Here is a 15880-nt window from a genome sequence, read left to right as displayed (position 1 = left end):
GTTACGACGTGGGCCGGGCCTGCACCAACCCGTTCATGTGCGCGAAAGCCACCGCGTGCACCCGGTCCCGCAACCCCAGCTTCGCCAGCACCCGCGACACGTGCGTCTTCACCGTCTCGTCCCCGACGTGCAGCAGCGCGGCGATCTCCGCGTTGGAGTAAGCGGCGGCCACGAGTTGCAACACCTCGCGCTCCCGCGCCGTCAGCAGGGCCAGCTGCGGTGGCGTGGGAGGCGGCGCAAGACTGACCGCGAACCGGGCGATCAGCCGTTGGGTGACGGAAGGGTCTATCAGCGCGTCACCGCGGGCGGCCACGCGGAGGGCGGAGATCAGCTCCTCCGGCGGCAACGACTTCAGCAGGAAGCCGGAGGCGCCCGCCTTCAGCGCGCGGTAGACGTACTCGTCGGAGTCGTAAGTGGTCAGCAGCAACACCTTCGTGCGGTTGGCCGGGTCGGACAGGATCTGCTCCGTGGCGCCCAGGCCGTCCAGCTTCGGCATGCGGATGTCCAGCACGGCGACGTCCGGGCGCAGGCGGGCCACCTCCGTGACGGCGGCCCGGCCGTCGGCCACCTCCGCCACGCATTCGAGGTCCGGCTGCGTGTCGAAGATGGCGCGCATGCCCGAGCGCAGCATCGCGTGGTCGTCGGCGAGCAGCACCGTCAGGGTCATGACGCCTCCAGGGGGAACGTGACGGTGGTGCGCCACGTCTTGCCGTCCGGGTCCAGGCCGGAGCTGGTGGCGCCGGCGAACATCGACGCGCGGTTGCGGATGCCCACCAGGCCCCTGCGCACGGAACCGGTGCCGTCGCGGGTTCCCGCGGTGTTCTCGGCGGTGACCACCAGCGCCGCCGGAGCGTACTCCAGGGTCACGGTCACGCCGGACGCGTCGCCGTGGCGCAGGGCGTTGGTGAGCATCTCCTGGATGATCCGGTAGACCGTGACGTCCAACGACTCCGGCACGTCCCGCCGCCGGCCGCTCATCACCAGGCGGGCGGGGACCCCGGCGGAACGGACGCCGTCGAGCAGCTCGTCGAGGTTGTCGAGGCCGGGTTGCCGGGCGCCCTCCGACCTGTCGCCGTGCAGCAGGTCGAGCAGGTGCCGCAGGTCGACCATGGCCGCGCGGCTCGCGATCTCCACGGACCGCAGCGACAGCGCGAGCCGGGTGTCGCCCGAGGGCAGGCCGAGGCGGGCCGCTCCGGCGTGCAGGCCTATCGCGCTCACGTGGTGCACGATCACGTCGTGCAGGTCGCGGGCGATCGCGCTGCGTTCCTCGCTCACGGCCTTGGCGACGGCCGCGGTCGCGTCGCGTTGTTCCATCTCCGACCGCTTCTCCAGCTCGGCGAGGTACGCGCGGCGGGCGGTGGTGTAGCGGCCGACGAGCCACGGCAGCACGCCCGCCTTGGCCGCCACCAGCGCCGCCGTCACCGGGCCGTGGCCCACGGCCAGGATGCACGTCACGAGGCTCGCGGACAGCAGGCCCAGCGACAGGTACGCGGGGGTGCCGCGCAGCCACGCTCCCGCGCGGTAGCCGGCGATCAGCAGACCGGCCTCGTTCGCGTCGACGCCCCGGCCGAAGGCGAACAGGACCAGCACCGGCAGCAGCGCCTGCGCCGCGGCCACCCAGCCGGAGAGCTTCGCGGGACCGGCGAGCGCCGCGTCGACCGCGAGCGTCAACCCCAGGACTACGGCCGTCTGCCACACCGTCTTGTGCTCGAGCAGCACGAAACCGGCGTCCGCGACCATGCACACGGCGGCCACCAGCCACGACTGGTGCCTCAAGGGGATCCTGATCGAGTCCATCGCACGGCAATCCTGCCGGATCGCGGCCCCGGGGTCCTCCCGCTGTGCAGGGGTCGGGAGTCCCCCGCGCGGGGGACCCGGTTTCAGTCCCGGCAGTGACGCGCCGGGACCGCCGTGATCGATACGTTCTGCCGCGATGAAGCGAAGTCTTGCGATCCTGCTGCTCCTGCTGACTGCGATCCTCGGGGTCGTCGGCCCGGCGGCGGCCGACGGCGCCCAGTCCGGCGCGGACCTCCACGTCGCGCAGAGCCTCGGCGACCGCGAGCTCACGGTGATCATCCGGCGGGCCGCGGAGGTGCCGGGACCCGTGCACGTCGACGTGGTGACGCACGCCGGGTCGCCGCCGGGGGAGATCACGCTGACGGCGCGGGCGGTCGGCGCGCCGACGAGCTCGGTGAAGGTCGCCCTCGGGGACAAGCCGGGTTTCCACCCCGGTGTCGTGCACGTGGACCGGCCAGGTCCGTGGGAGCTGATGGTCGACGAGGCGAGCATCCCGTTCGTCGTGCCCGCGCTCGTGGCCTCGCCGTGGGAGAACGCGACCTACGGCGGGTTCATCGCGGCCGGCGCGTTGCTGCTGCTGGCGTTGCTGGCCGCGGTGTCCGGCAGGCCCGGCTTGGCGCTGGTGCCGACGGCCGGCATGGTCGCGGCGATCGCGGTGGGGGTCACGGCGGCGTTGCTGTCGCCCTCCATCCCGCCGGTCGCGGCGCCCGGCACCCAGCTCGACCCGACGTTCGACAACGTCACGAACCCGTACGAGCGAACGTCCATAATGGACTTCTCACGGCCGCCGGTGAACCTGGTGCCGCGCATGGAGGGCACCGACCTCGTGCTCGGCCTGACCGACGGCTCGTCCGGGCGGCCGGTGGACGACCTGCTGGTGCACGACAGCGCGTTCGTCCACCTCGTGGTCGTGTCACCGGCCGGGCACCTCCGCCACCTGCACCCGGTCCGCACCGCGCCCGGCGAGTACCGGGCCCGGCTGAAGGACCCGGAGCAGGGCCGGCACGCCGTGGCCGCCGAGATCGCCCGGCGCGGCGGGGGAGTGCAGCTGCTGCGCTCCGCCGTCGACGTCACCGGGACCGGCACGCCGCCGGAGGCCGGGAAGGCCGACGTCACCACGGAGATCCGCGAAGCGGGCAGGCCGACCACGATCACGGCGAAGTTCGGCGAGAGCGACCTGCAGCCGTGGCTCGGCATGCTCGGGCACATGATCGTCGTCGGGCCGGTCACCGGCACGGGACCGGCCGACGCGCCGATCTGGGCGCACGTGCACTCGATGATCCCGCCGGTCCCCGGCATGCCGGACAAGCCCGACGAGAGCGTGGCCGCGTACGGGCCGGACGTGCCGTTCACGTACTCGTTCCCGTTGCCCGGCAGGTACCTCGTGTGGATCCAGGTCGAACGGGACTACTCGGTCGTCACCGTCCCGAAGGAGATCGACGTGCCGGCGGCGAAGGGAGCTGCGACGAAGTGAAGCGCCCCGTGTGGGGAGCCCTGGCCGCGGTCGTCGCGATCGCCGCCGCGGTGCTGGTGCTGTGGCCGCGCGACGTCGAGGCACGGCCGCAGGTCGCCGAGAGCGGCCGGTACCGGTTCGAGCTCACACCTGCCAGCACCAGATCCGGCACCAACTCCCTCGACCTGCGGGTCACCGACCGCTCCGGCGGCGCCGCGAGCGGCGACGTGACGGTCGAACCCGCCATGCCGCAGATGGGCCACGCGCTGGCCCCGATCACCGCGGCACCGGTCGGACCGGGCCACTACCGGGTCGGCGACGTCGGCCTGGACATGGCCGGGCAATGGGAGATCACCGTGTCACTCAGCGCGGAGCGGGTCGTCATCCCGCTGCTGCTCACCTAGAAGGGGGAGAACCACAAGTGGACATCACCGCAGTCGCCGCGCCGTCGGCGAGGGTGGCCGTCCCGAGGGGGCTGGTTCCCGCGAGCGTCGTGCTCGCCGGTGCCGTCACCTCGCTCGTCGGACTGACCTGGGACATCCAGTGGCACACCGACGTCGGCCCCGACACGTTCTTCACGCTGCCGCACCTGTTCCTGTACGCGGGCAGCGCCATCTCGGGCCTCGCGAGCCTCGCCGTCGTGCTCCTCACGACGGCGAACACCAAGCGCGACAAGGCGGTCGACCCGGTGGTCGGCGGTCGCGCGGTCGGCGTCTTCGGCCGCACCTTCGCCGCGCCCGTCGGCTACCTCGTCTCCGGCATCGGCGCGGCGCTGTTCCTGGTGTACGGCCTGTGGGACCAGTGGTGGCACGGTCTCTACGGCTTCGACGCCGTGATCGACTCGCCGCCGCACATCGGGCTGCTGCTGTCGATCTCCATCACGATGGTCGGCGCGGTCATGGTCTTCGCGGTCGCCCGCGACCAGAAGTGGGGCACCTACGGCGTCGCGGGTGCCGCGGCCACGCTGCTCACCTTCAGCATGGTGACCGTGCTGGGCCTGCGCGCCCTGCCCGGCGGACTGGTGAACACGGTCAACGCCGGCAGCGCGTTCTTCTCGGTGATGATCCTGTTCATGGGCGCCTACGTGCTCAACCGGCGGGGCGGCGCGCTGGCCGTCGGTGCGGTGGTCGCGGTGCTGCAGGCCGTGTTCTGGTGGTTCTCGCCGTGGGCGACCGAGGTCTACGCGCACGCGACGGGCCTGCCGTTGCGCGACTACACCGACGGCGTTCCCGGCCTGCCGAACATGATCCCGATGAGCCTGCTGCTCGTCGCGGTCGCCGTGGAGGTGCTGCGCGGCCTGCCCGCGTGGGTCCCCGGCCTGGTGGGCGGCGTGATCATCACGGCGCTGGCACCCGTGCAGCGCATCCTCGTGTACGGCGCGAAGTTCCCGGCTCTCGACCGCTACGTCGCCACCGTCGTCGCCGGTGCGGTGCTCGGTGCCCTCGCCGGGATGCTCGGCCGCCGGTTCGGACAGATGCTGCGCCACCTCGCGCCGGTCAAGGAGAACACCCATGCGTAGGACGTTGCTGGGACTCGCGGGCGCCGTCGCGCTGCTGTTCGGCCTCACCGCTCCCGCGCTCGCCTTCGAGCCGGTGAACGTCGTGCACACCGAGAAGGTCCAGGCGGGACCGTACGACCTGACGGTCGGCTTCAGCACCTGGCCCGTCAAGGCCATGCAGTCGCTCGACTTCACGTTCGCGCCGGAGGGCGGCGTCGCGGACAAGAAGGGCACGCTGACCCTGCTGTACAACGGCAAGGAGTTCAACGACGACCCGCTCGCCCGCCACCCGCGCAAGCGGGAGGTGTGGGGACTCGACATCCAGGCGCTGCCCGAGCCGGGCACGTGGGCGTTCAGGTTCGACATCGACGGTCCCGCCGGACCGGCCACCGGCGAGCTGAAGAACCTCCAGGTCATGGAGCAGCCGGGACCGCCGATGGGCCTGTCGTGGGCGATCAGCACGATCCCGCTGTTCGGCCTGGTCGCGCTGATCGTCATCGCGTGGCGCCGGACGCGGACGACGGTCTAGCGCAGGACAGGTGGCTCCCCGGGACGCGGACCCGGGGAGTCACCACCTGACCGGGTGAAGTTCGGTCCTAACGGATTGGGTGGCTGGAACTCCGGCCGCGCGGTCCGGTAAGCCCTCCGCCGTGCGTTTGCCTCACGCGGTTTGGATCGGCGGGCTGTTGGTGCCCGCGCTGCTCGCCGCCACCGGCGTGTTCGTTCACGGCGCTGGCATCGAAAGAACGCTGGACGCCGACGTGCGGACAGCGCTCGGGAAGGCCGGCTACCACGGCGTCGTCGCGGTCAGCGGCCGCTCGGTCGTGGTCAGCGAGGTCTCGCCGCGCTCGGCCGACGCCGTGCGCGCCGTCGTGTCGGACGTGTCCGGCGTCGGCGACACCGACGTCCGCACGGCCGAGCCCGAGCAGCTGCTCGTGGCCCTGCGCGGCGCCGAGCTGCTGCTGTCCGGGGCGGTGGCCGACGACGTCGAACGGCGCGCGCTGCTCGACGTGACGAAAGCCGGCGACCACCGCGTCACGGCGGCGTTGCGGCTCGGCGGCACGCTGCCGATCCCGCCCGCCGTCGTCGGGCGGCTCGTGGAGGCGGTGCTGTCCGCCAAGGTCTCCGACGTGACCGCGACCGTCCACAACGGACAGGTCGCGGTCGCCGCCCGCGTGCCCGACGAGGAGCGCGCCAAGGCCCTGCGCGACGCCGTCCGGAGCGCGACGAACGGCCTGCAGGTCACCGACCGCGTCGAGGTCGGACCGTCCACCGTCGCCGGCGACCTGAACGTCGAGGCGCTGCACGACTCGATCAGCCGCATGGTCGACGGCAACGGCGCGATCCGGTTCGTGCAGGGCACCACGGCGTGGGAGGGGCACGGAACGGTGCTCGTCCAGCGCGTCGCGCGCATGCTCCTCGTCGCACCGCGCGCCTCGATCACGTTGGTGGCGCACGGCACCGATCCGCAGGTGGCGGAGAAGCGCGCGCAGATGGTGCGCGACGTCCTGGTCGGCCAGGGAGTGTCGCCCGCGTTGATCGCCACCGAGACCCGTCCCGCCCCCGACGAGTACGACCCGGCCACCCGCCAGGTCGACGTCGTCGTCCGTTAGGAGTTCCCGTGCTCTGGTTGTTCTCGCAGATGTTCGCGCTGTGCGCGGTGTCGTTCGCCCTCGGGTCGCTGCTGACCTGGCTGGCGGTGCGCGGCCGGCTCAAGGCCGACCCGCCGAAGCAGGTGCTGGCGCTGCCCGCGCCGCGGCTCACGGGGGAGAAGGTGGTCGTGGAGCAGCAGCCGCCGGTCGCGCGGCCGAAGCCGAAGCCGGTGCCGCTCAAGGGGAACTCGAAGACGATGGTCTACCACACGGCCGACTCGCCGTACTACCGGCGCATGAAGGGCGACATGACCTTCGAGACGGAGGCCGAGGCCGTGGCGGCGGGCTACCGGCGGTGGACCACCAAGGGCCGCGTCCGAGTCTGATCCTCTTCATCACGTCAGTGCCGACCGAATTGAATACCTCGGGCATCCACCTGAGAGGATGCGGTCGTGCTGGAGACCAGGCTGCTCGCGACGGTGAACCGGCTCGCGGGCCCGGTCCGCGGTGCCGTCGTCGTCCTGATCAGCCTGTTCGGCGCGTTCTCGCTGCACACGTCGCTCGGCTGGGCGGTGTTCGGGGTCGTCGTGCTCACCTCGGTCGCCGACTTCCGCCTGCCGCGCGTGGCGTTGCCGGTGGCGTTCGCCCGGGTCGTTCTGCTGTCGGTGGTGCTGGGCGGCGGCGCGGGGCAGTGGGTGCTGACGGTCCTCACGACGACGCTGATCACCTGGCAGTGGCAGTGGCCCCCGCGGGTCACGGTGCCCGCGACGGTGGGGCTGCTGGCGGTGCAGGTCGCGGTGGCCGATCCCGGTGTGGCGGTGCAGGCGGTGCTGGTGCGGGCGGTGCTGGAGTCGGTGCTCGCGCGGCTGGCCCTCGAGCTGCTGCGCCGGTCGAGCAGGCGGGTCGACGTGCTGCGGGAGCGCGCCGCCGAGCAGAACCGCGCGGCCGCCGTCGCCCTGGACCGCAGTCGCCGCGAACGGGAGTACCTCGCGCTGCTGCACGACACGGCGGCGGCGACGTTCCTGATGGCCGCGCACGGCGGTGAGGCGTCCTCGGTAGCCGCGCAGGCACGTCGTGACCTGGTGGTGCTGGCCGAGCGGGGCAGTGTGCAGGGCACCGCGGACCTCGGCGCGGCGCTGGCGGCGGTGGCCAGGGACAGCCCGGTGGCCGTGCGGGCGTCCACCGAGGTGGTGCCGGTGCCGGCCGGGGTGGCGCTGGCGTTCGTGCGGGCGGTGCGGGAGCTGCTCGCGAACGTGGAGCGGCACGCCGGGACGGGCGAGGCGGAGCTGGCGGTGGCGCGGGACGGGAGCGGCGCGGCCGTCGTGCTGCGCGACGAGGGTCGCGGGTTCGTGCCCGGTGCCGTGCCCGAGCACCGGCGGGGGCTGCGCGGGTCCGTGGTGGAACGGCTGCGGGCCGTCGGAGGCTCGGCGGTCGTCGAGTCGGTGCCGTCGCGGGGGACCACGGCCCGGCTGAGGTGGCCGGCGGATGACTGACCACGCGGTCTTCGCCACCACGCGGCGGGTGCTCGTCGTCGTGGTCTTCGCCGTCCAGCTCGTCCTCACGCTGCCCTCGCTCGTCGAGCGCGGCCACGGCCCGGCGGCCTGGACCGCGTACGCCCTGCTGACCGCCGTCCTCGGCGTCGTCGCCGGTCACGTCGCGGCGGGCGGCGCCGCACTGCCCGTGGTCGTCGCGGCGCCGCTCACCGCCCTGGTGCTCACGTCGTCGGTGCTGGCCGCGGTCGCGTTGCCCGGCGGCGCGTCGTTCGGCCCGGCGGACTGGGCGTTCGGGCTCGTCGGCTGGTACCTGCTGCTCGTGCTGGTGGACCGGCCGAAGGCCCTGGTCACCGCGCTGGCCGCGCACGTCTGCCTCTGCGCCGGGTGGTTCGCGCACGCCGGGAACGGGGACGTGGGCACGGCCGGGGTGGTGATCCTGAGCGGCACGAGCTTCCAGGTGAGCATCCTGGTGATCACGCGGGTGCTGCTGCGCGACGCGCGGCTGGCCGCGGAGGCCGCCGCCGAACGGGACGCGGCCCGCACCCGTGCGGCGCTGGCCCGGCAGCGGGAGCAGGACCTGCGGGCCGGGTTCGAGGGGCAGCTGGGCGCGCTGCTGCCGCTGCTCGCGGACCTCGCCGACGAGGTGGTGGGCGTCGACGACGAGGCGACCCGGCTGCGGTGCTCGGTGGCGGCGGTGCAGCTGCGCCGGTTGTTCGCGGAGAACGACGACGTGCCCGACCCGTTGCTGCACGAGCTGACGGCCTGTGTGGACGTGGCGGAACGGCGCGGTGTCGTGGTGTCGCTGGCGGTCAGCGGCACGGCGACGGCGGTGCCGACGGAGGTGCGCCGGGAGCTGGTGGCGCCGATGGCCCGGGCGCTCGCCGCCGCGAGCGGACGTGCGAAGGTGAGTCTGCTCAGGACGGCCACCGAGGTGCGGGTGGCGGTGGTGGCCGACGCGCCGGAGACGGTGCCGGACAACCCGGACGCGCCGGTGTCGGTGGCGGTCGAGACGAGTGTCCACAGCGGACTGGTGAGGAGCGAGGCGCGATGGCGGACGACGTGACGGCGGTCGTGGTGGACGACCACCCGGTCGTGCGCGCGGGGGTCGGGCACTGGCTGTCGTCGGAGGGCATCGCGCTCGTCGCGAGCGGCGAGGACCCGGAGGTCGCCTGGACCGGTCCCGGTGCCGAGGCCTCGGTGGTGGTGCTGGACCTGCACCTCGGCGGGGTCGCGCCCGCGCTGGCGGCGTTGCGCAGGCTCGTCGAGGACGGGCGCCGGGTCGTCGTGTACTCGATGCGCGCCGACGACGAGGTGGTGCTGCAGTGCCTGGAGATCGGCGCGCTGAGCTACCTGACGAAGGCGGAGGGCGCCGAGCACCTCGTGCAGGCGGTGCGCGCGGCGGCGGCCGGTCAGTCGTACACGCCTCCGGCTCTGGCGGGCGCGCTGGCGGGCGACTCCTCCGAGACGCGTCCGGCGCTGTCGCCGCGCGAGACCGAGGTGCTCGTCGAGTGGTTCCAGTCGGAGTCGAAGGAGTTCGTGGCGCAACGGCTGAACATCACCCTCAGCACCGTGAACTCGCACCTGGAGCGGATCAGGGTGAAGTACGCGGCGATCGGCCGCCAGGCCCCGACGAAGGCCGCCCTCGTCGCGCGGGCCATCCAGGACGGGCTGATCGGCCTCGACGACCTCTGAGCGGCCGTGTGGTGTGAACGACCGATACCGCCGTTCGTCGCAACGCCTTAGCCTGCTCGGTGACCGTCCGTAGTCGTCCGAGGAGTTCCCCAGTGACGCACGCCCGTGGCCCCCTGTTCATCGCCGCCGCCGCGACGGCGGGCCTGCTCCTGTCGGCCTGCGGTTCCGAGACCACCGGCACGGCCAGTCCCGCGACGTCGGACACCAGCACCGCCGCCGAGACGACCACGTCCAGCTCCAAGCCGACCAAGGCGAGCACCTCGGGCGCGGTCCCGCCCGTCGCCGGCGCCGAGGTGACGCCTCCCGGCACGAAGCTCAAGGTCGGCGCCCGCGCGGTGATCCCCTACACGCTGAGCGACAAGAGCGGCACGATGGCCGTCACCCTCACCGCGATCGAGCAGGGCGCGAAGGAGGACCTCGCGAAGTTCGGCGACAAGGCCAAGAACATCACGCCGTTCTACCTGCGGGTCAAGGTCGAGAACCTGAGCGGCACCGACCTGAGCTACACCTCGGTGTCGCTGCGCGGCGTCGGCGCGGACGGCAAGGGCACCGGCGTGATCATCAGCGGCGACACCGACAAGTGCGACTCGCAGAGCGCGCCGAGGACGTTCACGACGGCGGGTGCGTCGTTCGAGACCTGCGTGCTGAGCGGCGCGCCGGACGGTTCCGCGGTGACCGGCGCCGAGTACAACCGCGCCGAGTACACCAAGTCGCCCGTCGTCTGGACGAACTAGGAGCTTGGGGGTGCGCGCTCCGCGGCTCGCGGGGTGCCGCGGAGCGCGCCGGTCCTCCTAGAAGTACCTCAGCCAGACGTACCCCCACGCCATCGCCGTGCTGATCAACGTCACCACGATGCCGTACCGCGTGAACTGCCAGAAGCTGATCCGGTGCCCGGCGCGGGCGGCGATGCCGAGCGCCACGACGTTGGCGCTGGCGGCGACCGCCGTGCCGTTGCCGCCGAAGTCGGCGCCGAGCGCGAACGACCACCACAGCGCCTGGCCGGTGCCGGCGTCCGGGATCTCGGCCACCATGCCCTCGACGACGGGCGTCATCGTCGCGACGTACGGGATGTTGTCGAAGAACGCCCCGAGCACGCTCGACCCGAACAGCAGGGCGGTCGCGGCCAGGAAGTAGTCGTCGCCGAACGCGCCGACGGCCCACGTGCCGACGGTCTCGATCACGCCGGTGTGGACGAGTCCCGCGACCATGACGAACAGGCCCATGAAGAACGCGAGCGTGGGCCACTCCACCTCGGCGAGCACGTCGCCCACGTCGGCCTTCGTGACGAGCATCATCACGCCCGCGCCGACGAGCGCGACGATCGCCGGGTCGAGGTGCAGCACGGAGTGCAGGCCGAAGCCGAGCACGACGAACGCGAACACGGCCAGGCAGCGGCGCAGCATCGCGGGGTCGGTGATGGCCCGGCGTTCCTGCAGCGACATCACCGCCTCGACGTGCTCGGCGTTGTACTGGAACGACTTGCGGAACAGCACCTTCGTGAGCAGCACGAACACGATGAACACGACGACGACGATCGGCGCCATGTGCACGAGGAAGTCGGTGAACGACAGGCCGGCGCGGCTGCCGATGATGATGTTCGGCGGATCACCGATCAACGTCGCGGCGCCGCCGATGTTGGACGCCAGCACCTCGGCGATGAGGTAGGGCTGGGCGGCGATGCGCAGCCGGTTGCACACGACGATCGTGACCGGCGCGACCAGCATGATCGTGGTGACGTTGTCGAGGAACGGCGATGCGATCGCCGTGATGAGCATCAGCATGACCATCAGGCGGTACGGGCGCCCGCGGGCCCGTTTCGCGGCCCAGATCGCCAGGTAGTCGAAGACACCGGTCTGCTTGACGATGCCGACGATGATCATCATCCCGAACAGCAGGAAGATGACGTTCCAGTCGATCCCCTCGTGCTCGGAGAAGAACACCTCGGAGCCGGGGACCAGCCCGAACACGGCCATCAGGCCGGCGGCGACGAGGACGACCTTGACCTTGTTCGCCTTCTCGGTGGCGATGAAGAAGAACGCGACCAGGAAGATCGCCAGGGCGAGAGCAGCGCTCACTGAGCTCCCAACGGAGGAAAAAGTCGCCGCCGGCGCGTGTTCAGCCGCACCGGCGACGACGGGGGGAGTGGCTCTTCGGCGGGGGTCAGTCCTCGGCGGTGTAGACGGCGAGGCTGGTGATGAGGCGGTCGAGGGTGATGGCGCCGACCAGGGCGCCGGCGGCGTCGACCACGGCGACGAGCGGGGTGTGCAGGCGCGCCATCAGCGCGGCGACCTCCAGCAGCGTGGCGTCGTCACGGACCGTGGTGGGTTTGGCGCGCTGGCGCGGGGCGACGTCGCCGACGGTGCGGTCGGCGAGCTCGACCCAGAAGCTGTCGGCGGCGTTCTCGTCGATGGTGCGGGCGAGCGCCGGGTCCTCCTGGTAGGACGACGGGACGGCGAGCCGCAGCACCTGCGTTCCCGGCAGCACGGTCCACGGACGGGCGCGGTCGTCCACGACGATCAGGCCCGGCAGCCGGTTGACCGCCATCACCCGCACCGCCTTGGCGACCGGGTCGTCGACCGTGACGGTCGGGACGTTGATGGCGATGTCGCGCGCCTGCATGGCATCATCCCGTTCGGTGCGCCCGGCCAGTTTTCCCGGTGCGGACATGGTTTCCTCCCGTGCGCTCGTGGGTCAGGGCTTGCGGCTCAGCCCGACGAGGCCGGCGACGACCAGTCCGGCGGCGACGAGCAGGGCGTGCGGCGTGACGACGCCCGCGATCAGCAACGCCAGGGCGATCCCGAGCAGGACGGGGTTCAGCGGCCGTCGGGTCGCGGTGGGGCGGTCGCTGCGTTCCATGACACCTCCCTTCGCTGTGCCGCCTTCCACGATCGCCGCTGCCGCCTGCGAAAACGATCCGTCGGGGCACCCAACTACCCACGGGAGGAGGGGGTGGCGCGGGGTGAACTTGGGTGTTGCCACGGATGGACGCCGGCAGGGGTGACCGGCGACCCTCGCTGGCGTGGTGGCAGGTGGACAGATCGGTGCGGCACGTTCGTCTTCAGCGGACCGGAGCCCGCCGCCACGGACGTACCGTCCCGAGCTCCAGGGGCTGCGCGCGGTCGCCGCGGGACTCGTGGTCGTCTACCACGTGTGGCTCGGCCGGGTGTCCGGTGGCGTCGACGTCTTCTTCCTGATCTCCGGGTTCCTCGTGACGGGACAGCTCGTGCGCGCCACGGCGCGCGGCGGGCTCGACCTGCGCGCGTTGTGGAGCAGGATGGCCACCCGGCTGTTGCCGGCCGCGTTCGTGGTGCTCGGCGCGACCGTGGCGGCCGGGGTGCTGCTGCTGCCCGCGGACCGGTGGTCGCAGACGATCCGCGAGGTGACGGCGGCCGCGCTGTTCGTCGAGAACTGGCAGCTGGCGGCCGACTCCACCGACTACTACGCGCGGAACGACCAGGCGAGCGTCGTGCAGCACTTCTGGTCGTTGTCGATCCAGGGCCAGTTCTACCTGCTGTGGCCGTTGCTGGTCGGGGCGGTCGTGCTGCTGCGCCGGTCGTTGCCGCGCGTGTTGCTCGTGGTGTTCGCGGGCTCGTTCGCCTTCTCGGTGTGGCTCACGGCCGTCGACCAGCCGCTGGCCTACTTCCACACGGCGACGCGGATCTGGGAGTTCGCCTTCGGCGGCCTGCTGGCGCTGTGGCCGGTGTCGCTCGTCCGTCCACTGAGGATCGTGCTGGGCTGGGCGGGCCTGCTCGGACTGCTGCTCTGCGGCCTGGTCCTGCAGGTGGGGGCGCAGTTCCCCGGCTACCTCGCGCTGTGGCCGACGACGTGCGCGGCGGCCGTGATCGTCGCCGGTGCGACGGGCAGCCGGTTCGGTGCGGACCGGTGGCTGTCCGGCGAGCGGATGCGGTACCTCGGCGACCTCAGCTACGCCCTGTACCTGTGGCACTGGCCCGTGCTGATCTGCTACCTCGTGGTGCGCGGGCAGACCGAGGCGGGACTGCTCGGCGGGGTCGCGATCATCTCCACGTCGCTCGTGCTCGCCGCACTGACGCACCTGTTCGTCGAGGAACCCGTGCGCAGGTCGGCCTGGGGCGCGCGCAAGCTCACCGCACTGCTGCTCGTGCCGCTGCTGGCCGCGGTCGCGACGTGGCAGCTCACCGGCGTGCGGGGCGACGTGCAGGCGTCCGTACCGGCCACCGACTTCGCCGCCCTCGACGGCGAGACCTGCTCCCGGACCCCGCCGCACAAGGAGCTCACGGTCTGCTTCGGTCCCGTCGACGGCACACCGGCCAAACGGGTCGTGCTCGTCGGCGACTCCCACGTCCAGCAGTACCTCGCCGCCCTCACCCCGATCGCGCAGAGCCGCAACTGGCAGCTCGTCGCGATGCTCAGGGGCGGCTGCCCGTTCTCCACGCGGTCGGAGAAGATGCCGGGCAACCAGGGCTGCCTGACGTTCACCGAGGAGGCCGCGGCCGAGATCATCGCCCTGCGGCCCGACTTCGTCCTCACCCTGTCGACGCGCAACGTCCAGGTGGGACTGACCGAGGAGACGCCGCCGGGGTTCGTCGAACGCTGGCGGCAGCTCGACGCCGAGGGCATCCCGGTCGTCGCCGTGCGCGACAGCCCCCGCTACAGCTTCTCGGTGCCCGAGTGCGTGCGCGTGCACGGCGTCTCGTCACCTCGGTGCGGCGCGCCCCGCGCGGAGCTGCTCGCCCCGGTGCCGCCCTACGCGGAGCTCGACGTGCCCGCGAACGTGGCGTTCCTGGACTTCAGCGACCAGCTCTGCCCGGACGGCTTCTGCCCGCCGGTCATCGGCGACCTCCAGGTCAACTTCGACGACAACCACGTGAGCGCCGGGCTGATGCGGTCGCTGTCCCCGGTCGTCGAGCAGGCGCTGGACGCCGTCTTCGCCGCGGAGCCGGTCAGCTGATCCCGCGGCCGCGGTGGTCATCCCGTGTGGGACCAGTCCGGCGTGCCGACGAACACGGCGACGAGCGGGGTGTCCTCGAAGCCGAGCTCGATGCGGTCCGGCAGGGCGCGGGTCCGGAAACCACCGCGCACGCGCGCGACGGACGGCAGGGCCGGCAGCAGGCGGAACCCGGTGGCGGCGAAGCGGCGGGCCCAGGCGTCGGCGGGTTCGTGGCGCTCGCGGCGTTCGGTGTCGGGCGCGCCGACGACGTTCTGGATCTCGCGGCCGAAGTACCGCTTCATCGCGGCCTTCTCGGCCTCCGTCGCGGCCGTGCCGTCGATCGCCGCGAACAGGGCGCTGTAGTGGCGCCAGGCCTGGGCGAACCGCGTCCGCAACGGCACGGCGCGGTGGTCGGAGTTCCGTTCGCACAGGGAGAACGCGGCGGGGGACAGGTCGCGCAGCCGCCGGAACAACGCCGTCCTGGTGTCGCCGCCCTCGTCGTCGCGCAGGCGGTGCAGGGCGAAGGACGCCGTGACCAGCAACGGCCGCGGCGCCTCCCGCACGAGACGCCACACCGACTCGTCGAGCTGTCCCGCGCAGGCGCGCACGGGGTGGAACACGACCTCCGTGCCGACCCTGGCCCCCGTCGAGCGGAGCGCGGTCTCGGCGGCGCCGAGGCAGCCCGCCGACACGTCGACGCCGATCACGGTGAGAGAGCGCAGGTCCGGCGCCCGTTCGACCAGGTCGCACTCCTGCCGGCCCTGCCCGATGCCCAGGGAGAGCACGGTCGCCGACTCGCGGCCGTCGAGGAACGACAGCAGGCGGTCGTTGGCGAACCTCGTCGCCTCGAGCAGCGGCAGGTTCCGGCTCAGCACCCGGAGCAGGTCGGCCCGCGGCACCTCCTCCGCGTACGGGTCGGGGTGCCCCCCGGCGGCGTCGAGGCGGGACGCGAAGGCGGCGAGGAAGCAGTCGCGCAGCCGCGGGTCCGTCGCCGCGGACTCGCGGACGCGCTTGAGCACCGCGGCGAGGGCTTCGCGGTCGTCGTGACTGGCGGCCTCGGCGGCCTCGTCGAAGAGGCTGAACACAGTGGTCACGTGGGCCGAAGCTAGGTCGGCGCCGGGCCGTCCGCAGAACCTCGGCACACGAGCGGGACCGTTCGGGTGGCGGCGGTATCACCGGCGGCGACGGCGGCACAGCGCCGCGGCGACCGAGGCTGGACCGGGGTGATCCGGCCGACCACCGACCGGGTGAGGTGCGCCGTCCGGTGGCGACGGTCCGCGCGGACGTCACCCGATGTCGTGAAGTGGGACGGGTCGCGGCGCCCCCGCCGAGGAAGGCGCCGCGACCCGGGCTCACGGGATCAGGAGTGCGGGCAGGTGTCGCGGTACTCCTCGATCAGCAGGCTGCGGCCCGGCGCCGGGCACAGGAACTGCTCGTAGCGGGTGT

Annotated in this window: 17 protein-coding genes; 11 read left to right on the top strand and 6 right to left on the bottom strand. The window is 72.6% G+C overall.

Going from position 1 to position 15880, the window contains the following annotated elements; translation table 11 throughout:
- Position 1: 1 nt before the first annotated feature.
- Positions 2 to 667 (bottom strand): response regulator transcription factor, encoded by a 666-nt coding sequence (locus VF330_RS32500; RefSeq protein WP_330855532.1) that lies wholly within the window; start codon positions 665 to 667, stop codon positions 2 to 4.
- On the bottom strand, positions 664 to 1797 hold the full coding sequence (locus tag VF330_RS32495; protein ID WP_330855531.1) for a sensor histidine kinase: 1134 nt from the start codon (positions 1795 to 1797) through the stop codon (positions 664 to 666). Before VF330_RS32495 ends, VF330_RS32500 begins: the two co-directional genes overlap by 4 nt.
- Before the next feature lie 136 nt (positions 1798 to 1933).
- On the opposite strand from VF330_RS32495, the gene VF330_RS32490 reads away from it, so the two are divergent.
- From VF330_RS32490 to VF330_RS32445, 10 genes are all read left to right on the top strand, one after another.
- Positions 1934 to 3271 carry a hypothetical protein gene (locus VF330_RS32490; RefSeq protein WP_330855530.1) on the top strand — a complete coding sequence of 446 codons (1338 nt, stop codon included), beginning with the start codon at positions 1934 to 1936 and terminating at the stop codon, positions 3269 to 3271.
- Positions 3268 to 3654 carry a FixH family protein gene (locus VF330_RS32485; RefSeq protein ID WP_330855529.1) on the top strand — a complete coding sequence of 129 codons (387 nt, stop codon included), beginning with the start codon at positions 3268 to 3270 and terminating at the stop codon, positions 3652 to 3654. The genes VF330_RS32490 and VF330_RS32485 overlap by 4 nt, the downstream gene beginning before the upstream one ends.
- 17 nt (positions 3655 to 3671) lie before the next feature.
- Entirely contained in the window at positions 3672 to 4769 is a 1098-nt protein-coding gene (locus tag VF330_RS32480; RefSeq protein ID WP_330855528.1) for a hypothetical protein, read from the top strand.
- Positions 4762 to 5277, top strand: coding sequence for a hypothetical protein (locus VF330_RS32475; protein WP_330855527.1), 516 nt, complete (start codon positions 4762 to 4764; stop codon positions 5275 to 5277). Before VF330_RS32480 ends, VF330_RS32475 begins: the two co-directional genes overlap by 8 nt.
- Before the next feature lie 121 nt (positions 5278 to 5398).
- Positions 5399 to 6361 carry a hypothetical protein gene (locus VF330_RS32470; RefSeq protein ID WP_330855526.1) on the top strand — a complete coding sequence of 321 codons (963 nt, stop codon included), beginning with the start codon at positions 5399 to 5401 and terminating at the stop codon, positions 6359 to 6361.
- Between the two features lie 8 nt (positions 6362 to 6369).
- Positions 6370 to 6726: a hypothetical protein gene (locus VF330_RS32465; RefSeq protein ID WP_330855525.1), complete on the top strand. Its 357-nt coding sequence runs from the start codon at positions 6370 to 6372 to the stop codon at positions 6724 to 6726.
- 66 nt (positions 6727 to 6792) lie between these two features.
- Positions 6793 to 7833, top strand: a complete 1041-nt coding sequence (locus VF330_RS32460) for a sensor histidine kinase (protein WP_330855524.1) — start codon at positions 6793 to 6795, stop codon at positions 7831 to 7833.
- Positions 7826 to 8896, top strand: coding sequence for a hypothetical protein (locus VF330_RS32455; protein ID WP_330855523.1), 1071 nt, complete (start codon positions 7826 to 7828; stop codon positions 8894 to 8896). The genes VF330_RS32460 and VF330_RS32455 overlap by 8 nt, the downstream gene beginning before the upstream one ends.
- The gene (locus VF330_RS32450) at positions 8881 to 9525 is read left to right on the top strand and encodes a response regulator transcription factor (protein WP_330855522.1); all 645 of its coding nucleotides are present in this window, start codon (positions 8881 to 8883) and stop codon (positions 9523 to 9525) included. Before VF330_RS32455 ends, VF330_RS32450 begins: the two co-directional genes overlap by 16 nt.
- Before the next feature lie 92 nt (positions 9526 to 9617).
- Complete coding sequence (locus VF330_RS32445) at positions 9618 to 10259, top strand: hypothetical protein (RefSeq protein ID WP_330855521.1); 642 nt, start codon at positions 9618 to 9620, stop codon at positions 10257 to 10259.
- A gap of 57 nt (positions 10260 to 10316) precedes the next feature.
- Here the strand turns inward: VF330_RS32445 and VF330_RS32440 are convergent, their stop codons facing one another.
- The 3 genes from VF330_RS32440 to VF330_RS32430 form a co-directional block, all read right to left on the bottom strand.
- Positions 10317 to 11600 (bottom strand): ArsB/NhaD family transporter, encoded by a 1284-nt coding sequence (locus tag VF330_RS32440; protein ID WP_330855520.1) that lies wholly within the window; start codon positions 11598 to 11600, stop codon positions 10317 to 10319.
- An 85-nt stretch (positions 11601 to 11685) separates the two neighbouring features.
- Positions 11686 to 12192, bottom strand: coding sequence for a CBS domain-containing protein (locus VF330_RS32435; protein WP_330855519.1), 507 nt, complete (start codon positions 12190 to 12192; stop codon positions 11686 to 11688).
- A gap of 24 nt (positions 12193 to 12216) precedes the next feature.
- Complete coding sequence (locus VF330_RS32430; RefSeq protein WP_330855518.1) at positions 12217 to 12381, bottom strand: hypothetical protein; 165 nt, start codon at positions 12379 to 12381, stop codon at positions 12217 to 12219.
- A 166-nt stretch (positions 12382 to 12547) separates the two neighbouring features.
- Here VF330_RS32430 and VF330_RS32425 point away from each other — a divergent pair, with 166 nt between their 5' ends.
- On the top strand, positions 12548 to 14455 hold the full coding sequence (locus VF330_RS32425) for an acyltransferase family protein (protein WP_414675507.1): 1908 nt from the start codon (positions 12548 to 12550) through the stop codon (positions 14453 to 14455).
- A gap of 17 nt (positions 14456 to 14472) precedes the next feature.
- Here the strand turns inward: VF330_RS32425 and VF330_RS32420 are convergent, their stop codons facing one another.
- Positions 14473 to 15528, bottom strand: a complete 1056-nt coding sequence (locus VF330_RS32420) for a GRAS family protein (RefSeq protein ID WP_330855516.1) — start codon at positions 15526 to 15528, stop codon at positions 14473 to 14475.
- Positions 15529 to 15880: the final 352 nt, after the last annotated feature.

Source organism: Lentzea sp. (assembly GCF_036380075.1).
Lineage (GTDB): Bacteria > Actinomycetota > Actinomycetes > Mycobacteriales > Pseudonocardiaceae > Lentzea.
This window is presented reverse-complemented; position numbering and strand designations above follow the sequence as displayed.

Excerpts from the sequence above, each read along its gene's own strand:
- VF330_RS32500 (WP_330855532.1), bottom strand. The coding sequence starts at position 667 with ATGACCCTGACGGTGCTGCTCGCCGACGACCACGCGATGCTGCGCTCG.
- VF330_RS32495 (WP_330855531.1), bottom strand. The coding sequence starts at position 1,797 with ATGGACTCGATCAGGATCCCCTTGAGGCACCAGTCGTGGCTGGTGGCC.
- VF330_RS32490 (WP_330855530.1), top strand. The coding sequence starts at position 1,934 with ATGAAGCGAAGTCTTGCGATCCTGCTGCTCCTGCTGACTGCGATCCTC.
- VF330_RS32475 (WP_330855527.1), top strand. The coding sequence starts at position 4,762 with ATGCGTAGGACGTTGCTGGGACTCGCGGGCGCCGTCGCGCTGCTGTTC.
- VF330_RS32455 (WP_330855523.1), top strand. The coding sequence starts at position 7,826 with ATGACTGACCACGCGGTCTTCGCCACCACGCGGCGGGTGCTCGTCGTC.
- VF330_RS32450 (WP_330855522.1), top strand. The coding sequence starts at position 8,881 with ATGGCGGACGACGTGACGGCGGTCGTGGTGGACGACCACCCGGTCGTG.
- VF330_RS32435 (WP_330855519.1), bottom strand. The coding sequence starts at position 12,192 with ATGTCCGCACCGGGAAAACTGGCCGGGCGCACCGAACGGGATGATGCC.
- VF330_RS32430 (WP_330855518.1), bottom strand. The coding sequence starts at position 12,381 with ATGGAACGCAGCGACCGCCCCACCGCGACCCGACGGCCGCTGAACCCC.